Source organism: Carboxydothermus ferrireducens DSM 11255 (assembly GCF_000427565.1).
Classification (GTDB): Bacteria; Bacillota; Z-2901; order Carboxydothermales; family Carboxydothermaceae; genus Carboxydothermus; species Carboxydothermus hydrogenoformans.
Window position 1 is genome coordinate 41,252 of sequence record NZ_ATYG01000010.1, and the last position, 18,046, is coordinate 59,297.

The 18,046-nt window shown below is 41.3% G+C and carries 18 protein-coding genes; 8 read left to right on the forward strand and 10 right to left on the reverse strand.

What is annotated here, in order from left to right; genetic code table 11:
• Window positions 1-25: 25 nt before the first annotated feature.
• The 10 genes from CARFE_RS0104205 to rpmH form a co-directional block, all read right to left on the reverse strand.
• On the reverse strand, window positions 26-886 hold the full coding sequence (locus CARFE_RS0104205) for a ParB/RepB/Spo0J family partition protein (protein WP_028051858.1): 861 nt from the start codon (window positions 884-886) through the stop codon (window positions 26-28).
• Window positions 876-1,640 carry a ParA family protein gene (locus CARFE_RS0104210; RefSeq protein WP_028051859.1) on the reverse strand — a complete coding sequence of 255 codons (765 nt, stop codon included), beginning with the start codon at window positions 1,638-1,640 and terminating at the stop codon, window positions 876-878. The genes CARFE_RS0104205 and CARFE_RS0104210 overlap by 11 nt, the downstream gene beginning before the upstream one ends.
• A 155-nt stretch (window positions 1,641-1,795) precedes the next feature.
• Window positions 1,796-2,503 carry a 16S rRNA (guanine(527)-N(7))-methyltransferase RsmG gene (gene rsmG / locus CARFE_RS0104215; RefSeq protein ID WP_028051860.1) on the reverse strand — a complete coding sequence of 236 codons (708 nt, stop codon included), beginning with the start codon at window positions 2,501-2,503 and terminating at the stop codon, window positions 1,796-1,798.
• Window positions 2,487-4,382, reverse strand: a complete 1,896-nt coding sequence (gene mnmG / locus CARFE_RS0104220; RefSeq protein ID WP_028051861.1) for a tRNA uridine-5-carboxymethylaminomethyl(34) synthesis enzyme MnmG — start codon at window positions 4,380-4,382, stop codon at window positions 2,487-2,489. The genes rsmG and mnmG overlap by 17 nt, the downstream gene beginning before the upstream one ends.
• Before the next feature lie 9 nt (window positions 4,383-4,391).
• A complete protein-coding gene (gene mnmE, locus CARFE_RS0104225; protein WP_028051862.1) occupies window positions 4,392-5,777 on the reverse strand; it encodes a tRNA uridine-5-carboxymethylaminomethyl(34) synthesis GTPase MnmE in 1,386 nt (461 codons plus the stop codon).
• A gap of 76 nt (window positions 5,778-5,853) precedes the next feature.
• Entirely contained in the window at window positions 5,854-6,474 is a 621-nt protein-coding gene (gene jag / locus CARFE_RS0104230) for an RNA-binding cell elongation regulator Jag/EloR (RefSeq protein ID WP_028051863.1), read from the reverse strand.
• On the reverse strand, window positions 6,461-7,132 hold the full coding sequence (locus CARFE_RS0104235) for a YidC/Oxa1 family membrane protein insertase (RefSeq protein WP_011342952.1): 672 nt from the start codon (window positions 7,130-7,132) through the stop codon (window positions 6,461-6,463). The genes jag and CARFE_RS0104235 overlap by 14 nt, the downstream gene beginning before the upstream one ends.
• A gap of 7 nt (window positions 7,133-7,139) precedes the next feature.
• A complete protein-coding gene (gene yidD, locus CARFE_RS15885) occupies window positions 7,140-7,367 on the reverse strand; it encodes a membrane protein insertion efficiency factor YidD (RefSeq protein ID WP_084138759.1) in 228 nt (75 codons plus the stop codon).
• Window positions 7,360-7,710: a ribonuclease P protein component gene (rnpA, locus tag CARFE_RS0104240; protein ID WP_028051864.1), complete on the reverse strand. Its 351-nt coding sequence runs from the start codon at window positions 7,708-7,710 to the stop codon at window positions 7,360-7,362. Before rnpA ends, yidD begins: the two co-directional genes overlap by 8 nt.
• Before the next feature lie 66 nt (window positions 7,711-7,776).
• Window positions 7,777-7,911 carry a 50S ribosomal protein L34 gene (rpmH, locus tag CARFE_RS0104245; RefSeq protein ID WP_011342949.1) on the reverse strand — a complete coding sequence of 45 codons (135 nt, stop codon included), beginning with the start codon at window positions 7,909-7,911 and terminating at the stop codon, window positions 7,777-7,779.
• Between the two features lie 446 nt (window positions 7,912-8,357).
• Here rpmH and dnaA point away from each other — a divergent pair, with 446 nt between their 5' ends.
• The 8 genes from dnaA (at window position 8,358) to pdxS (ending at window position 18,028) form a co-directional block, all read left to right on the forward strand.
• The gene (dnaA, locus tag CARFE_RS0104250; RefSeq protein ID WP_028051865.1) at window positions 8,358-9,719 is read left to right on the forward strand and encodes a chromosomal replication initiator protein DnaA; all 1,362 of its coding nucleotides are present in this window, start codon (window positions 8,358-8,360) and stop codon (window positions 9,717-9,719) included.
• Between the two features lie 203 nt (window positions 9,720-9,922).
• Window positions 9,923-11,038, forward strand: a complete 1,116-nt coding sequence (gene dnaN / locus CARFE_RS0104255; RefSeq protein WP_028051866.1) for a DNA polymerase III subunit beta — start codon at window positions 9,923-9,925, stop codon at window positions 11,036-11,038.
• Window positions 11,039-11,046: 8 nt separating this feature from the next.
• The gene (gene yaaA, locus CARFE_RS0104260; protein ID WP_011345561.1) at window positions 11,047-11,268 is read left to right on the forward strand and encodes a S4 domain-containing protein YaaA; all 222 of its coding nucleotides are present in this window, start codon (window positions 11,047-11,049) and stop codon (window positions 11,266-11,268) included.
• Between the two features lies 1 nt (window position 11,269).
• Window positions 11,270-12,331, forward strand: a complete 1,062-nt coding sequence (gene recF, locus CARFE_RS0104265; RefSeq protein ID WP_028051867.1) for a DNA replication/repair protein RecF — start codon at window positions 11,270-11,272, stop codon at window positions 12,329-12,331.
• Window positions 12,332-12,341: 10 nt separating this feature from the next.
• Window positions 12,342-12,608, forward strand: a complete 267-nt coding sequence (gene remB, locus CARFE_RS0104270; protein WP_028051868.1) for an extracellular matrix regulator RemB — start codon at window positions 12,342-12,344, stop codon at window positions 12,606-12,608.
• Between the two features lie 90 nt (window positions 12,609-12,698).
• A complete protein-coding gene (gene gyrB, locus CARFE_RS0104275; RefSeq protein ID WP_028051869.1) occupies window positions 12,699-14,606 on the forward strand; it encodes a DNA topoisomerase (ATP-hydrolyzing) subunit B in 1,908 nt (635 codons plus the stop codon).
• 24 nt (window positions 14,607-14,630) lie between these two features.
• Window positions 14,631-17,069, forward strand: coding sequence for a DNA gyrase subunit A (gene gyrA / locus CARFE_RS0104280; protein ID WP_028051870.1), 2,439 nt, complete (start codon window positions 14,631-14,633; stop codon window positions 17,067-17,069).
• A gap of 74 nt (window positions 17,070-17,143) precedes the next feature.
• Window positions 17,144-18,028, forward strand: a complete 885-nt coding sequence (pdxS, locus tag CARFE_RS0104285) for a pyridoxal 5'-phosphate synthase lyase subunit PdxS (RefSeq protein WP_011345556.1) — start codon at window positions 17,144-17,146, stop codon at window positions 18,026-18,028.
• The last annotated feature ends 18 nt before the right edge of the window (window positions 18,029-18,046 follow it).

Here is an 18,046-nt window from a genome sequence, read left to right on the forward strand (position 1 = left end):
TCCACCTCTTTTAACTTACTGGAGTTTATTCGATATACAATAAATCAAGAATCCGCTGCAACTCCTCCGGCGAATAGTATTCTATGGTGATTTTTCCCCGCCCTTTAGCTGTACTTTTTATTTCAACCTTGGTTGCAAAAAAGGCTCGCAATTTGTCCTCAATTTCCTGGATTTCAGGAGCTACCTGTCGTTTGGTTCTTACTTTTACCTCAGGACTATTTTTTATTTTTTTCACCAATTCTTCCGTTGCCCGTACCGAAAGTCCCTCCTTGATAATTTTCCGGGCAACTTCACTCATTTTAAGGGGATCGTCTAAAGCCAATAACGTGCGGGCATGGCCGTATGTCAATTCCCCTTTCTCCACCATTTCCTGAATTACCGGGGGGAGATTTAACAGGCGCAAAAGATTCGTAACGTACGTGCGGGATTTAGCCAGGTTTTCAGCGACCTCTTCCTGGGTTAAACCAAACTCCTCGATAAGACGCTTTAATGCTCTGGCCTGTTCCAGAGGATTTAAATCTTCCCTTTGGAGATTTTCCATCAGGGCAACCACCGTTGCTTCTTCATCGCTAAAATCTTTTACCACCGCTGGAATTTGTTTTAAGCCGGCTAACTGCGCTGCCCGCCAGCGACGTTCCCCCGCCACCAATTCATATTTATCTTCGGCGATTTTTCGGACAACGATTGGCTGTAAAACCCCGTGCTTTTGAATTGACTCGGCCAGCTCCTTTAACGCTTCCTCGCTAAAAATCGTGCGGGGCTGCTTGGGATTGGGTACTATTTTTTCAACATTAATTTCCACAAGACCATTTTCCCGCTCTAAATTTATTTTTCCCTCGGGAATCAATGCATTTAACCCCCGGCCCAAACCTTTTTTATTTTTCATTTCTTTCCATCACTTCCTTGGCAAGTTCATGATATACTTCCGCTCCGCGGCACTTTGGATCATATAAGAAAATGGGCTTGCCGTAGCTCGGCGCCTCCGATAAACGGACATTGCGCGGGATTACCGTACCGTAAACCAAACCCTTGAAAAATCCCTTTACCTCTTCTACTACCTGAATCGACAGGTTGGTCCGACCGTCAAACATTGTAAGTAATACCCCTTCAATTTTTAAATCAGGGTTTAACCGTTTTTTTACGAGGTCAATTGTATTTATTAACTGGGTTACTCCCTCTAAAGCATAATACTCGCACTGAATAGGAATGAGGATGGTATCTGCCGCTGCCAGACCGTTTAAGGTAATAAGGCCTAAAGATGGCGGGCTATCAATTAAAATGTAATCGTATTTATCTTTTAAGGGATGCAACACTTTTTTTAGGCGAAGCTCCCTTTCTTCAAGCATAACCAGTTCAATTTCAGCACCGGCCAATTCCACCGTAGACGGAATAAGATATAGCCCGGAAATTTCCGTTTCTAATACCCCTTCTTCCTTAAAGCCATCCACCAGCATGTCATAAATTGTTACCGGCAATCCTTCCTTGGGAAAACCCAGACCACTGGTCATGTTTGCCTGGGGGTCGGTATCCACCAGAAGGACTTTTTTCCCTGCTAATGCCAGGGCTGCCCCTAAATTTATTGCTGTAGTAGTTTTAGCAACGCCACCTTTTTGGTTGGCAACGGCAATAATCTTTCCCATATTATCCTCCCGCTGTAAAACTTAACTAAACATATTTTAACATAATTTTGGGAATGTTTCTTGATGTTTCACGTGAAACATTAAATTTTTCTTAAAAAATACGGTTTCGTTTACATCTTGAGACCAATCGGAAGTTTCACGTGAAACATTTAGAATTATAAAGGTCTCTTTTCCGGAATACCCGGACGCCGGGGATAATTTTCCGGAGTAGTTTGCAATTTTTTATAAACCACCAGGGAGCGCTCTCCAAAGTTACCCGGAAGGCGGTAGTAATATACATCTTTTAACTCCATGCCCAGTTGTTTTGCTGCCTTTTCTGCCTTTTTTAATTCATCATCGACCCCGGGACCTTTGAACAGTATAGTTTCTCCCCCCAGGCGTAAAAGGGGAGCATGAAATTCCAGTAAGACTCTAACCTCAGCAACAGCCCGGGAAAAGGTTACATCAAAAATTTCCCGATACGGTTTTTGCCGTCCAATGTTTTCCGCGCGCTCGTTTACAACCGTTACGTTCTTAAAGTTTAATTCCCGCACAACCCTTTCAAGGAACTGACACCGTTTTTTTAAAGAATCCAAAAGCAGTAGTTTTAAACCCGGAACCATAATTTTTAAGGGAATTCCGGGAAAACCGGCACCGGTTCCAATATCCACCGCGTTTAAATCCGTTAGATCACGGTAAAGTAGAACAGCAGTACTATCAAGAAAATGCTTTACAATAACCTCATCTTCACCGGTTACCGCTGTTAAGTTGTATTTTTCATTTTCAGATATCAATAAGCGATAATACCGCTCGAAGAGCTGGATTTTTTCCCTTTCAATTGACAGTCCAAACTCGGCAAAAAAAGTTTTAAGCCTCGCTTCCATTGCTATCCTCACTTTTTCTACTCTCTAAATAAATTAATAGCACCGAAATATCGGCAGGAGTTACCCCGGAAACCCGCGAAGCCTGCCCAATATTTTCCGGTTTTATAGCATTAAGTTTTTGGACCGCCTCCGCAGATAAACCTTTTACCTTGCTGTAATCAAAATCGGGAGGTAATTTTTTACCTTCGTATTTATTAAAGCGCTCGATTTCCTTCAGTTGTTTTTCGATGTAACCTTCATATTTTACTAAGATTTCTACCTGTTCCTTTACATCATCGGGAAACTGCCCTTCGATGGCAAAAATTTTTTCGATTGCTTCTATGTTAATTTCCGGACGCCTCAAAAACTCTTTACCGGAAATCCCGTGTTTGGGCGGAGAGGTACCGTATTCCTCCATGATTTCAAGATTTCTTTTTGTAGGAGTTACCTGGTTCTCTTCCAAAAACTCCATCAATTTATTGATTTTCTCGACCCGCTCGTTGAACTTTCGCCACCGCTCTTCGGTAACAAGGCCAATTTTATAACCTTTTTCGGTGAGGCGGAGATCAGCATTATCATGGCGCAAAAGTAGCCGATATTCCGCCCGGGAAGTTAAAAGCCGGTAGGGATCGGTAACACCCTTGGTTACAAGATCATCAATCATGACCCCGATGTAAGCTTCAGATCTTTTTAAAATAAACGGTTCTTTTTCTTTAACGTATAAAGCAGCATTAATTCCGGCGATTATCCCCTGACCGGCTGCTTCTTCGTAACCAGAAGTCCCGTTAATTTGCCCGGCAAAGAAAAGTCCCTGAATGTGTTTTGCTTCTAAGGTTAGCTTTAACTGAGTCGGATCAATATAGTCATACTCGATCGCATAAGCAGGGCGCATTATTTCCACCCGTTCAAGGCCGGGAAGGGTTCTCAGCATTTTTATCTGCAAGTCTTCGGGGAGGCTTGTAGACATGCCCTGGACATACATTTCATAGGTATCAAGGCCTTCCGGCTCTAAAAACACCTGATGTCTTGGTTTATCGGAAAAACGTACAACCTTATCTTCAATTGAAGGACAATACCGGGGGCCAACTCCTTTAATTTCCCCCGAATAAAGAGGGGACCGGTGCAAATTTTCTAAGATAATCGTATGAGTTTCTAAATTGGTGTAGGTAAGCCAGCAGGATACATTGGGCCGCTTTATTCCTTCGCTCATATAAGAAAAATAAAGAGGCCGGTCATCTCCCGGTTGTTCAATCATTTTTGAAAAATCAACGGTTCTTTTATCAACCCGGGCAGGAGTTCCGGTTTTAAAACGCCCAAGTTTAAATCCTAAGTCGGCGAGACTCTTTGACAGGAGACTTGCGTAAGGAAATCCCGCCGGTCCGGAAGGATAGTGGATATCTCCAATAATAATCCGGGAATTTAAATAAGTCCCGGAGGTAACGACAACCGCTCGCGAAGTAAAAACAGCCCCGGTTCGAGTGAGGACGCCCCGAACTTTTTCCCCTTCGACCAAGATTTTGATGGTTTCTGCCTGTTTTAAGTAAAGGTTTTCCTGACGTTCAATGGTTTTTTTCATTTCCTCCTGGTAACGTCTTTTATCCGCTTGCGCCCGCAAAGTACGAACCGCCGGTCCTTTTCCGGTATTAAGCATCCGAATTTGAATATAAGTTTTGTCGGTGTTAATTCCCATTTCTCCGCCTAAAGCATCCACTTCCCGAACCACCACACCTTTTGCGGGACCACCAACGGCAGGATTGCAGGGCATTAAAGCCACGTTATCCAGGGATAAAGTTAAAAGCAATGTTTTAAGTCCCATACGTGCAGAGGCCAGTGCCGCTTCCACCCCAGCATGACCGGCTCCCACTACAATAACATCATAATCGCCAGCATGATATTCCATTTCACACCCCTACTTTCCAACACAAAATTGGGAAAATATTTCGTTTATGATCTCATCACCGAGAGCATCGCCGGTAATTGCCCCTAATTCCCTTAAGGCTTCGTTTAAATCAATGGCCACAAGATCTACCGGCTCGCCAGAAGCTATACTTTCCTTGGCACTTAATAACGAATTTAAAGCTTTTTCCAGGTAATTTTTGTGGCGATGGTTGGAAATTAAGGCGGACTCACCGCCTCCTTCCTGCTCGGGAAGGAGAAGTTCGTAAAGCTTATTTTCCAAAATTTCCAGACCATCAAAGTTCCTGGCTGAAAAAGGAACGAAATTTTTAATACCTGTTTTTACTGCATATTGCTCAAAATTTACCTTACCCTGCAGCAAGTCAATTTTATTGATGACCAACAAGCTTTTATCTTTATTTATTAAACTTAAAATCTTCTCATCATCTTCATCAATCCCCATACTAACGTCGACAACAAATAACGTCACATCCGCTTGATTTAAATACTCCCTGGTCTTTTCTACTCCAAGTTTTTCCACTAAATCTTCAGTCTCCCGGATACCCGCGGTATCGACGATTTTAACCGGAATGCCTTTTAAATTTAAATAATCTTCAATCACGTCCCGGGTAGTGCCGGGTATATCGGTAACTATTGCCCTTTTTTTCCGTAATAAAGCATTTAATAAAGACGATTTACCCACATTGGGTTTTCCGGCTATAACGGCGGTAATACCTTCTCTTAAAATCCGTCCCCGTTCATAGGAGGAAAGAAGTCTTCGGACATCATTTATTATTTCATCGATGTTTTTAAGGGCGGTTTCGGGAGTAACTTCATCAAATTCGTATTCCGGATAGTCAATGCTTACTTCAACGAAAGCCAAGATGTTGATTATTTTTTGCCGTACAGCATTTATTTTTTCCCGAAGTTCGCCAGAAAGTTGTCGTCCCGCAAGCTTCAAACTTGCTTCAGTCTTGGCCCGGATAATATCTATAACCGCTTCGGCCTGGGATAAATCGATACGTCCATTTAAAAAAGCCCTTTTGGTAAATTCACCGGGTTCGGCTAAACGTATCCCTTGTTTTAAAATAAGTTCTAAAACTTTTTCCACCGCCACAATACCGCCGTGACAGTTAATTTCTACCACGTCTTCACCGGTATAGCTTTTAGGGGCCCGCATAACCGATACCAAAACCTCATCAACGATTTTGCCGTCAGCAGGGTCAACGATTTTTCCATAATGGAGAGTAAAGCTTGGAACTTTAGCCAAATCTTTGCTTTGTCGAGGTACAAAAACATTTTTTACAGCTTCAATCGCGCCCGGACCGCTAACCCTTACGATTCCAATGCCTCCTTCCCCCAAAGGGGTGGAAATGGCAGCGATGGTATCTTCCATCATTACTTTCACTCCTAAAAGCTTTTTAAAAAATTATAACAATATTTAATCGATGAAAAAAGGCAGGTGTTAAACCTGCCTATCTTTTAGGTGCTATTATTACTTTACGATTTGGGTCTTCGCCTTCACTGTAGGTATAAACCCCTTCAAAATTTTGCAAAGCGGTGTGGATGATTCGTCTCTCCTGCGGGGTCATAGGTTCTAAAGCAAAAGGACGTCCTTTTTGCCGAACCTTTTCCGCCACTTTTTCAGCAAGGCGGATTAAAGTTTTTTCCCGTCGTTCGCGATAACCCTGGGCATCTAAAATAATCCGCCGGGGAGTTATTTCATTTTTATTGGCAGCTAAATTAGTTATATATTGCAACGCATCCAAAGTTTCTCCCCGGTACCCAATTAATATACCAACATCACTGCCATAGAGGTTAATTAAAAGATGATCGTCCCTCTCTAATATTTCGTAACTAACGTTAACACCCATGGCCGAAATAACATCATCCAAAAATTTTCTGGCCTTTTCCATAACCCTACTTTTAATAGTAAGCTTTACCTTAGCCGGTTTCTGTCCAAAAAGACCCAGAATACCTTTGGAAGGTTGCTCCAAAATTTCAATCTCAACAAGCGATCGATCTACCCCGAGCTGCTCTAAACCCAAACTTACCGCTTCCTCAACAGTCTTGCCGGTAACCTCAATCTCCCGCATTTTCTTTGGTACCCCTTTCAACAATCTTGTGGGTGCTTTGATTGACGAAATACTGCTGAATAATGCCCATGATATTTAATACCACCCAGTAAATACCCAATCCCGCCGGCAACGACATAGCAATCCAGCCAATCATTAGCGGCATAACATAAAGCATAACTTTTTGGTTGGGGTCATTGCCCGATGTCATAGTCATTCTACTCTGGATGTAAGTGGTAAGAGCAGCCAGTATCGGCAAAATAAAATATGGGTCTTTGTGACTTATATTGGCAATCCAGAAAAATTTAGCATGAGCCGGATTTAAATACTTAAAATTGTAAAGAGCACGGTATAATGCAATTAAAATAGGTAATTGAATTAACATCGGTAAACAACCGGACATCGGGTTAACCCCGTATTCTTTATAAAGTTCCATTAAAGCCTGCTGCTGTTTTTGCGGATCATTTTTATATTTTTTTTGAATTTCCTGCATTTTGGGCTGCAGTTCCTGCATGACTTTCATTGACTTCATCTGAGCATGATTTAAAGGATATAAGATAATTTTTATCAAAATAGTAAGCATGATAATAGCCAGGGCATAACTCGGTATTCCTATGCTTTTGGTAAACAAATAAAGGTTATTTAAAATCCAGGTTATAGCATCAATTAATGGCTGCAAAACATTTTTACCTCCTTAGCTTTTTCTCGGGTACCGGATCGTAGCCTCCGGGAGTAAAAGGATGACAGCGTAGGATTCTTTTAATTCCCAGGTAACTTCCGTAGATAACTCCATACCGCTCGATAGCTTCATATGTATACTGGGAACAAGAAGGGTAAAAACGACAATTTCTGCCTAATATAGGAGATACAAATTTCTGATAAAAGCGAATAAGAAGTAAGATAATTTTACGCATTATCGATCGACCGCTTCATTAATTTAATTATATATAACAGCTGTTCTAAAATCACAGAAAATTCATCATTTTTAAAGGACAACCGAGGTATAATTACATAATCATAGCCGGGCAAAAATTCAAAGCAAAGTCTTTTTAAAGCTTCTTTTAATCTTCTCCGCAAACGGTTTCGAACAACTGCTTTACCAATTTTTTTACTTACCGAAATACCAAAAGAGGGCAGTTTTTTCTCATCCTCATTTTTTAGGTAATAAACAACAAAGTAGCGGGATGCGATGGAACGGCCATTTTGATAAATTTTACGGTATTCTTCGTTTTTAGAAAGAAACCGGCATTTATTCATAGCACATCTTTTAAAAGGATTTCCCAAATTCGAGAAGCTTATACAGAATAAAGGCCCGTTGGGCCTTTATGCAGTAAGTCTTTTTCTACCTTTAAGCCGCCGTCTTTTAATTACATTTCGCCCGCCTGGGGTCCGCATCCGCTTTAAGAAACCGTGTACTCTTTTACGCCGCCGGTTTTTTGGTTGGTAGGTTCTTTTCATTTTCACACCTCCTAATCTATCTAAAAAAGCCTATATCCCCTATAGATACACCTAAATTATAGAAGATGGGATAAGACCCGTCAAGAAATTTTTCTTGAGTTTTTCGTTATCCACAATCTTTGCTTTCACGAATCTCTTTATAAATTTTTTTTATTAGCAAAAATTAGCAAAAACCTTGTTTTATCCACAAATCCACAAAATTTTTTTCACACTTTTTTCAGGTTGTGAATAACTTTTTAAATAATTATTGCAGGTTTATCGTTAGTTATGCTATTATTTTAATGAATTAATCATCCTGTGGATAACTTTTTGTAATAAGATATGCACAAATTGTGAATAAGTTGTGGAAAAACTGTTAGGATAATGTTTACATCAACCAGGTAGGATTTTTTCCTTCCTGGTTTTTAATGCCTTATAGACGTTTTTATTTCGGGAGGGTAATGATGTTGAAAAATCCGGTTGAAGAGCTTTGGGAACAGGTAATGGAAGTACTTAAAAATCACGTCAACAAACCAAGCTGGGACATGTGGATTAAAAGTATCAGGCCCCTTGGATTCTTAGAAAACACCATTTTAGTAGAGGTTCCCAATAAATTTGCCAAAGATTGGTTAGAAGAGCACTACGCCAGTTTAATTAAACATATTTTAAACTTAATTACCAATGAAGACATTAACTTTAAACTGGTCGTCCCCAATGAATCGGCAATAGAGGATAGCGAAGGAAAAACAAAAAGCAAGAAAAATTCACCCAAAAAACCAAGCAAATTTCTGGAGGAAGGAATCTTTTTTACCTTAAATCCCAAGTATACCTTTGAAACGTTTGTGGTGGGTAACTCCAACCGTTTTGCCCACGCCGCCTGTCTTGCAGTAGCCGAGTCTCCCGCTGAAGCGTATAATCCACTTTTTATCTACGGTGGCGTTGGCCTGGGTAAAACCCACCTCATGCATGCTATCGGCCATTACATTTTGAAAAATAAGCCGGAAATGAAAGTAGCGTACGTCACCACCGAAAAGTTCACCAATGATTTGATAAACTCAATCAAGGATGACACAACCGAAGAATTCAGAAACAAATATCGGAGCATAGACGTTTTACTAATAGATGATATACAGTTTTTAGAGAAAAAAGAACGAACTCAGGAAGAGTTTTTCCATACCTTCAACGCTTTATACGAAGCTAATAAACAAATCGTCATATCCAGTGACCGTACTCCCAAAGAACTTTCAACATTAGAGGATCGTTTAAGATCAAGGTTTGAGTGGGGTCTTATTACCGATATTCAACCTCCGGATTTGGAAACGAGAATTGCTATTCTTCGAAAAAAAGCCCAGCTGGATAATCTTCATGTAGATGATGCGGTTTTAAATTTCATCGCCAATGAGATTGTTTCTAATATTCGGGAATTAGAAGGAGCCTTAATTCGGGTTGTGGCCTATGCCGGCCTGCACGGCGAGCCAATTACCGTCGATTTGGCAGCAAAAGCATTAAAAGACTTACTTCCATCAAATCACGTTAAACCCATAACTATTCCCTTAATTCAACAGGTGGTAGCCAACTTTTATGGCTTGACCGTAGACGACTTAAAAGCCAAAAAACGAACCAAGTCGGTGGCATTTCCCCGTCAGGTTGCTATGTACTTATGCCGGGAGCTTACGGACGCCTCCCTGCCAAAGATCGGTGAGGAATTCGGCGGCCGTGACCACACCACCGTCATTCATGCGCACGAAAAAATTCAACAAGACCTCCAATCAGATCCAAACTTAAAAACCGTAATAAGGCAGCTTACCGAACAAATCCACAAAGCCTGATGAATAATTTTTAACATAAAATTTAAACTTTAGCCCAAAACGTCTTCTCTTTTTTAATTTTGTGTATAAAATTTTTGTTTTTAAACAGCTTATTCACAAGTGGATAGTTTAATTTTTAAAGATGTTTTTTTAAGTTTTCCACAATATCCACAAACCTGATTATTACTACGACTTTACAATCAGTTTTAAAAGGAGGATAAGGAATGAAGTTTACCTGCCCAACTTCCATTCTTTCCGAAAATATCTCTTTAGCGCAAAAAGCAGTTTCCACCAAAAGCCCATTTCCTGTTTTAACCGGTATTCTTTTTGAAGCCAACGAACAAAACAGTACCATTACCCTGACGGCTACCGATTTGCAAATGTCCGTTGAGACTTCCTTCCCGGCAAAGATAATTGAGGGAGGCAGTGTGGTCCTTGCTTCAAAGTTCCTTGGAGATATAATTAAAAAACTTCCGGAAACGGAGTTAATGTTTGAATACCTGCCAAATGAAGGAAAATGTGTAATAAAATACGGTGCATCGGAAGTATCGGTTGCCACTTACCGGCCGGAGGAGTTTCCTAAAAACGAAGAAGTTATTGATGGTGAAAGCTTTTATATAAGCGGGGAAGAATTTTCCACCTTTATTAAACAAGTTCTGTTTGCCACGGGAACCGACGAATCAAGACCGGTATTTACCGGAGTTTTATTTGAAATAGTCGGTCAGGAACTTAGGTTGGTAGCCAGTGATACTCACCGGCTTGCCTTTAGAAAAACGTTTATTAAAAGAGAAGACACCGGCAAAAATATTAATGTAATTATTCCCAGTAAAACCTTACACGAGGCAGTAAGAATCTTTGGTACCGTTGACGAATTGTTAATAAAAATAAGCGAAGGGCAGGTAGAATTTTCTGGAAACGGTGTTAAACTTACATCACGCTTAATTGAAGGACAGTTTCCCAATTATCAACAGGTAATACCCACCGCTTTTAAATCTAACATTCTCGTAAATAAAAAATATTTTTTGGACTCGCTGGAAAGGGCAGCGTTACTTCCGCGGGATAAAGACAAAACTCCCGTTGCCAAGTTTTATTTGGAAAGGGAAAACATGATTATTACAAGCCAGTCCGAGTCCGGTTCTATCCGGGAAGAATTACCGATATCGTTAGAGGGGGAAGAGTTTACCGTAGCTTTTAATACGCGGTACTTAATTGATGTTTTAAAAGTTTTAGAAACGGAGGAAATTTATTTAAGTCTCACCGGGCCACTAAATCCAGGAGTGGTAAAACCGGTTAACGATGAGAACTATCTCTGTTTGGTACTCCCGGTTAGACCTTCATAGGTGGTGTTATGGAAAAAGTTTACATCCACACGGAATATATTGAGTTAGACTCTTTATTAAAATGGGCAAATATCGCCATGACCGGTGGCCAAGCCAAACAAATGATAAAAAGTGGCATGGTTTTGGTAAATGGCGTGGTTGAAACCCGGCGAAAGAAAAAAATATATCCCGGTGACCGGGTGGAAATAGCCGGAGGCCCTGTATTGATTGTGGAAGCAGAGGAGCGGTAACGTGTTTGTCGACCGACTCCAGCTTTTAAATTTTCGCAATTACGAGGAACTTTTAATAGATTTTTCTCCGGGGAAGATATTAATTTATGGGGCCAACGGTCAGGGTAAGACAAACTTGATTGAAGCGATTTATTATTTGGTAATCGGTAAGTCTTTTCGCGGAAAAGATAATTCTTTGATCCGTTTTGGAGCGGAAAGCTTTCAAATAGGAGCAAAAATCAGTAAAAACGACCAAAAAACAACTTTAGGGGTGGAATATTCGGTAAAAGGTAAGTTTTTTTTAAAAAACGGCCAAAAACAAAAAAGCTTTAGCAGTATTTTGGGAAATCTTAAGGGAGTGTTATTTACCCCGGATGAGCCGGTGATTTTTTTTGGTTTTCCGGCAAATCGAAGAAAAGCTTTAGATTTATTTTTAGCGCAAACCAGTAAAACTTATCTTTTAAATTTAATTTATTACCAAAAAGTTTTAACCAATAAAAATGCTCTTTTAAAACAGGTATGGAATGTGGATAATTTAATTGAGGCTTGGAATTATAAGTTAGCGGAGTTTGGTGCAGAAATTATCAAGGAAAGGGAAAAGTGTTTAAAGATTTTAAATGATATAATAAATGAACTAAACGCTCAATTAAGGTTTTTACCCGGGAAAATCGAGGCTTCTTATAAAACCTCCGGGGCAGATGATAAAGAAAAAATTTTTGAGCTTTTAAAGCAAAAATATACCGAAGAAAAAGACAAAAAGCAGGCTTTGTTTGGACCCCATCGGGATGATTTAAATTTTTACGTAAACGGAAGAGATTTAAAAATATTTGGCTCTCAAGGCCAAAAAAAAGGCGCACTTTTGTTATTTAAACTTTCTCAGGCGGTATATATGGCAAAGGTTTCGGGAGAAAAACCGGTAGTACTTTTAGATGACCTTTATAGTGAATTTGATAAAGAAAAAAGAGAGGCCCTTGAAGGTTTTTTCTTAAAGTACAGTGATCAGGTATTTATAACTGCTACCGAACCCATTGATTTAAAAAATTACCATCAGGTAGTTTTTATCGAAAATGGAAAAGTATCTTAGGAGGAATAAGATGTTTTTACACTTGGGAAGCGATGTTGTGGTACCGGGAAAAGAGGTTATTGGAATTTTCGATATTGAAACCTTTTCCGCCAAGGATTATGGTAGACTTTTAAGCCATTTTTCGTTTAAACTTCCGGTAGAAAAAATTGGTGAAGAACCATTTAAGTCGTTGGTTTTAACCAACGGTAAAATTTTTCTTACGCAAATTTCCTCCCTTACCTTAAAAAAACGGTGGGAAAACCTGGAATTGTTTTACGAAGAAGAAGATTGCCGTTAACATTATTTCGTCCGGACTGCAGCTTTGCTGCAGTTTTAATTTTTATGTTATAATAAATAAGATGAGGATATTTAAAAATGGAGGTTTTATATGGAATTAGAAAAAAACGGAATTAAATACGGTGCCGAGGAAATTCAGGTTTTAAAGGGTTTAGAAGGTGTAAGAAAAAGACCGGCGATGTATATCGGTAGCACCAACGAAAAGGGCTTACACCACTTGGTTTATGAAGTAGTAGATAACTCAATCGATGAAGCTTTGGCCGGGTTTTGCAATCGTATAGAAGTTATTATTCATAAAGACGGGAGTATTACCGTAGCTGATAACGGTAGAGGCATCCCCGTTGATATCCATCCGGAAGTGGGGAGACCGGCGGTAGAAGTTGTCTTAACCATGCTTCACGCTGGCGGAAAATTTGGTGGTGGAGGATACAAAGTATCCGGAGGATTGCACGGCGTTGGGGTATCGGTAGTAAACGCCCTTTCCGAATGGCTTGAAGTTAGGATAAAGAGAGATGGTAACCTCTATTACCAAAAATTTTCCAGAGGCGAGCCGATTACGGAATTGAAAATTATTGGCAAAAGTAAGTCTACCGGAACAATTATTACTTTTAAACCCGATGCCGAAATCTTTGAAACGGTGGAATTTAACTACGATACGTTAGCGAAAAGGCTTTTGGAACTTTCTTATTTAAATAAAAACGTCAAAATAATTTTAAAAGATGAGAGGATTAATAAAGAAGAAATTTTTGAGCATTCGGGCGGTATAAAGGATTACTTAAAATATTTAAATAAAAATAAAGAGCCTCTTCACAAAATTATCTATTTTGAAAAAGAAAAAGACGAAGTAGTTGTGGAAGTGGCCCTGCAATACTGCAACTCTTTTTCGGAAAATATCCTGTCCTTTACCAACAACATCAACACTACCGAAGGTGGAACCCACGAAATTGGCTTTAAAACAGCCCTTACCCGGGTGATAAACGATTATGCGAAAAAATACAACTTAATTAAAGAAAACAACCTCTCCCTCCAGGGGGAAGACATCAGGGAAGGATTAACGGCGATTATCAGCGTAAAAGTACCGGATCCGCAATTTGAAGGTCAGACAAAAACAAAGCTGGTAAATACGGAAGTTCGCAGCATTGTCGATAGTATTGTTTCCGATTACCTTTCCACCTACCTGGAAGAAAATCCTGCTGTAGGAAGGAAGTTAATTGAAAATGCAGTCCGGGCAGCCCGGGCCCGGGAAGCGGCAAGAAAAGCCCGGGAGCTTGCCCGCAGGAAAACTGCTTTAGAATCCAACACCCTTCCCGGGAAACTCGCCGACTGCTCGGAAAAGGATCCTTCCCTCTGCGAGCTTTATTTGGTAGAGGGGGATTCAGCGGGAGGTTCGGCCAAGCAGGGAAGGGACCGAAGATTTCAGGCAATCTTGCCGCTTAGAGGTAAGATTTTAAATGTGGAAAAATCGAGGCTTGATAAAATTTTGGCCAATGAAGAAATAAGGGCGATGATTACCGCTTTAGGTACTGGGGTTGATAAAGATTTTGATATTGAAAAAGCCCGTTACCACCGGTTAATTATCATGACCGATGCCGATGTCGACGGGGCGCATATTAGAACCCTTCTTTTAACCTTTTTTTACCGGTACTTAAGACCGTTAATAGAAAACGGTTACGTTTATATTGCCCAACCTCCCCTTTATAAGGTAAAAAAAGGAAAGTTAGAAAAGTACCTGTACAGTGACGATGAACTGGAAAGATATTTAAACGAGATAGGCCGGGAAGGCGTTACCATTCAAAGATACAAAGGTCTTGGAGAAATGGACCCGGAACAGCTCTGGGAAACTACGATGAATCCCGAGACAAGGACTATTTTAAAAGTTACCCTGGAAGATGCAGCAAAAGCTGATGAGATTTTCACCATTTTAATGGGCGATAAAGTTGAACCGCGGCGGGAATTTATTGAAAAGAACGCCAAACTTGTCCGGAATCTGGATATTTAATTCTTAACTTTGAGGTGATTTATTTTGTTTAGTATTGGGAAGGTCTTGCCGGTTAAATTGGAAGAGGAAATGAAGTCAAGTTATTTGGATTATGCCATGAGTGTAATTGTCGGTCGGGCTTTACCCGATGTCCGCGATGGGTTAAAGCCCGTTCACCGGCGTATTTTATATGCCATGCATATTTTGGGGATGACTCCCGACAAACCCCACCGTAAATCGGCGCACATCGTGGGGGAGGTTTTGGGAAAATTCCACCCTCACGGTGACGTCGCGGTTTACGATGCCATGGTACGAATGGCCCAGGATTTTTCCACCCGCTATCCCTTAATTGATGGACACGGTAACTTTGGTTCGGTAGACGGTGATAGTGCTGCGGCAATGCGTTACACCGAGGCCCGCATGGCAAAAATAACGGTGGAGATGCTGCGGGATATTGACAAGGAAACCGTTGACTTTATGCCGAACTACGATAATTCGACCAAGGAACCGGTAGTACTGCCGTCCAGGATTCCCAATCTTTTGGTCAATGGTTCTTCCGGAATTGCAGTGGGTATGGCCACCAACATCCCACCCCATAATTTAAGGGAAGTAATCGACGGGGTTGTGAAAATGATTGATGACCCGGAAGTGGAAATCGGGGAGCTTATGAAAATCATCAAAGGTCCCGATTTTCCTACGGGCGGTAAGATTATGGGCCGGCAGGGGATTCGGCAGGCTTATACTACCGGTAGGGGAACGATTAAAGTTCGGGCGGTAACCACTTTTGAAAAATTAAGCGGGGGAAAAACAGCGATCATTGTTACCGAGCTTCCTTACCAGGTTAATAAAGCCAAGCTTATTGAAAAGATTGCCGAACTGGTCCGGGATAAGAAAATCGATGGAATTGCGGATTTACGGGATGAATCGGACAGAAAGGGTATGCGCATTGTTATTGAATTAAAGCGGGATGCTAACCCCCAGGTTGTTTTAAATCAGCTCTTTAAACATACTCAGCTTCAGGATACCTTTGGTATTATCATGTTAGCGCTGGTAGACAATCAGCCCAGGATTTTAAATTTAAAGGAAATTCTTTTTTATTACTTGGAGCATCAAAAAGATGTTGTAACGCGACGAACCCGGTATGACTTAAATAAAGCCGAAGAGCGGGCACACATTTTGGAAGGGTTGAAAATTGCCCTTGCTAACTTGGATGAGGTTATAAAAATCATCCGCGGCTCCAAAGATGTGGATACCGCTCGGGATGGATTAATGAGCCGTTTTGGACTTACCGAAAAACAGGCTCAGGCCATCCTCGATATGCGGCTTCAAAGACTAACTGCCTTAGAGCGGGAAAAAATTAATGAAGAGTACCGGGAATTAATTAAGAAGATAGAATATTTTAACTCAATTTTAGCCGATGAGAGGGTACTTTTAGGGGTAATCCGTCAGGAACTTTTAGAAATTAAGGAAAAATACGGTGATGCCCGGCGGACGCAAATCACCAATGAAGAATCTATCTTTGATGAGGAAGATTTAATTGCCGAAGAGGACATGGTAATTACCATTACCCACCAGGGTTACATCAAGAGACTTCCGGTGGATACCTATAAAAACCAGCGCCGGGGTGGCCGCGGGGTTACCGCCATGGCTACCAAAGAAGAAGACTTTGTGCGGCATTTGTTTGTAACTTCTACCCATAATTACTTACTGTTCTTTACCAATAAAGGGAAGGTGTATCGTTTAAAGGTCCATGAGATACCCGAAGCCGGAAGACAGGCCAAGGGAACTCCTATCGTAAATTTACTTTATGTTGACCAGGACGAAAGGATTACCGCCATTATTCCGGTAAAAGAGTTTACCGATGACCATTATCTCTTTATGGTGACGAAAAACGGTATTGTGAAAAAGACCGTTTTATCCGAATACGATAGTTCCAGAAGAGACGGAATTATTGCTTTATCGTTAGAAGAAGGGGATAAGTTAATTGATGTTAAACTTTCTACTGGCCAGGAAGAAGTTATTATAGGTACCAAAAAGGGTATAGCCATAAGATTTTCGGAAACCGATGTTCGTCCTATGGGCCGTACTGCCCGCGGAGTAAAAGGAATATCTTTAAGCCCCGGGGATGAGGTAATTGGTCTTGAAGTGGTGGACGAGCAGGCGGAACTTCTAACGGTAACTTCTAAGGGCTTTGGAAAAAAGACTCCTTTTAGCGAGTACCGGGTCCAGGGCCGGGGTGGTAAGGGTATTATTAATATGAAAGTAACCCAGAAAAATGGGGAAGTAGTTGGTATTGTTGCCGTACGTCCGGAAGATGAGGTAATGGCTATTTCCGGGGAAGGGATAATGATTCGGGTAAAAGCTGCGGAAATATCGACCCAGGGCAGGGCAACTCAGGGGGTTACTTTAATGAAACTCAATAAAGATGATCAATTGACGGCCGTAGCTAAGATTGCTGCCCAGGAAGACGAAGAAAATGATTAAAGTTTGAGGCTTGCAGAAAAAACCAAAATTAAGTTAAGATAAAAATTAATACCGTGTTTAGGAGGAGTCACAAAATGGGTGAAAAAGGGACATGGGTGGTTAAAAAGGGCCTTGCGGAAATGTTAAAAGGCGGCGTCATAATGGATGTCACCACTCCCGAACAGGCTAAAATTGCCGAAGAAGCCGGGGCCTGTGCGGTTATGGCTTTAGAAAGGGTACCGGCGGATATCCGGGCGGCGGGAGGAGTTGCTCGGATGGCTGATCCTAACGTGATTTTGCGAATCATGGATGCAGTAACCATACCGGTAATGGCCAAGGTGCGTATTGGGCATTTTGTCGAAGCGCAGATTTTGGAAGCTCTCGGGGTTGATTACATTGACGAAAGTGAGGTTTTAACTCCTGCCGATGAACTTTTCCATATCGATAAGCATGCCTTTAAAGTGCCTTTTGTTTGCGGAGCCCGGAACTTAGGTGAAGCTTTGCGGCGGATTGGCGAAGGGGCTGCGATGATCCGGACCAAAGGTGAACCGGGAACGGGCAACGTAGTGGAGGCGGTTCGCCATATGCGGCAGGTAATGGGAGAAATCCGGCGGATTCAGAACATGCCCAGGGAAGAGCTAATGACTGCTGCCAAAGAAATGGGCGCTCCGTATGATTTGGTGTTATACGTCCATGAACACGGTCGGCTACCGGTGGTAAATTTTGCTGCCGGCGGTATTGCAACTCCTGCCGATGCGGCATTAATGATGCAGCTTGGTGCTGACGGTATTTTTGTGGGTTCGGGAATTTTTAAATCCAAAGATCCGGTGGGCAGAGCAAAAGCCATCGTAGCTGCTACTACTTATTATGACGACCCCAAAGTATTGGCTGAAGTTTCTAAAGGTTTAGGGGAAGCTATGCCCGGTATCGATATTAAGACCATTTCCCAAACCGAAAGAATGAGCGAACGGGGCTGGTAACCGCATTTACGGTTCCGT

Excerpts from the sequence above, each read along its gene's own strand:
- CARFE_RS0104205 (WP_028051858.1), bottom strand. The coding sequence starts at position 886 with ATGAAAAATAAAAAAGGTTTGGGCCGGGGGTTAAATGCATTGATTCCC.
- CARFE_RS0104210 (WP_028051859.1), bottom strand. The coding sequence starts at position 1,640 with ATGGGAAAGATTATTGCCGTTGCCAACCAAAAAGGTGGCGTTGCTAAA.
- rsmG (WP_028051860.1), bottom strand. The coding sequence starts at position 2,503 with ATGGAAGCGAGGCTTAAAACTTTTTTTGCCGAGTTTGGACTGTCAATT.
- mnmG (WP_028051861.1), bottom strand. The coding sequence starts at position 4,382 with ATGGAATATCATGCTGGCGATTATGATGTTATTGTAGTGGGAGCCGGT.
- mnmE (WP_028051862.1), bottom strand. The coding sequence starts at position 5,777 with ATGATGGAAGATACCATCGCTGCCATTTCCACCCCTTTGGGGGAAGGA.
- jag (WP_028051863.1), bottom strand. The coding sequence starts at position 6,474 with ATGCGGGAGATTGAGGTTACCGGCAAGACTGTTGAGGAAGCGGTAAGT.
- yidD (WP_084138759.1), bottom strand. The coding sequence starts at position 7,367 with ATGCGTAAAATTATCTTACTTCTTATTCGCTTTTATCAGAAATTTGTA.
- rnpA (WP_028051864.1), bottom strand. The coding sequence starts at position 7,710 with ATGAATAAATGCCGGTTTCTTTCTAAAAACGAAGAATACCGTAAAATT.
- rpmH (WP_011342949.1), bottom strand. The coding sequence starts at position 7,911 with ATGAAAAGAACCTACCAACCAAAAAACCGGCGGCGTAAAAGAGTACAC.
- dnaN (WP_028051866.1), top strand. The coding sequence starts at position 9,923 with ATGAAGTTTACCTGCCCAACTTCCATTCTTTCCGAAAATATCTCTTTA.
- yaaA (WP_011345561.1), top strand. The coding sequence starts at position 11,047 with ATGGAAAAAGTTTACATCCACACGGAATATATTGAGTTAGACTCTTTA.
- remB (WP_028051868.1), top strand. The coding sequence starts at position 12,342 with ATGTTTTTACACTTGGGAAGCGATGTTGTGGTACCGGGAAAAGAGGTT.
- gyrB (WP_028051869.1), top strand. The coding sequence starts at position 12,699 with ATGGAATTAGAAAAAAACGGAATTAAATACGGTGCCGAGGAAATTCAG.
- pdxS (WP_011345556.1), top strand. The coding sequence starts at position 17,144 with ATGGGTGAAAAAGGGACATGGGTGGTTAAAAAGGGCCTTGCGGAAATG.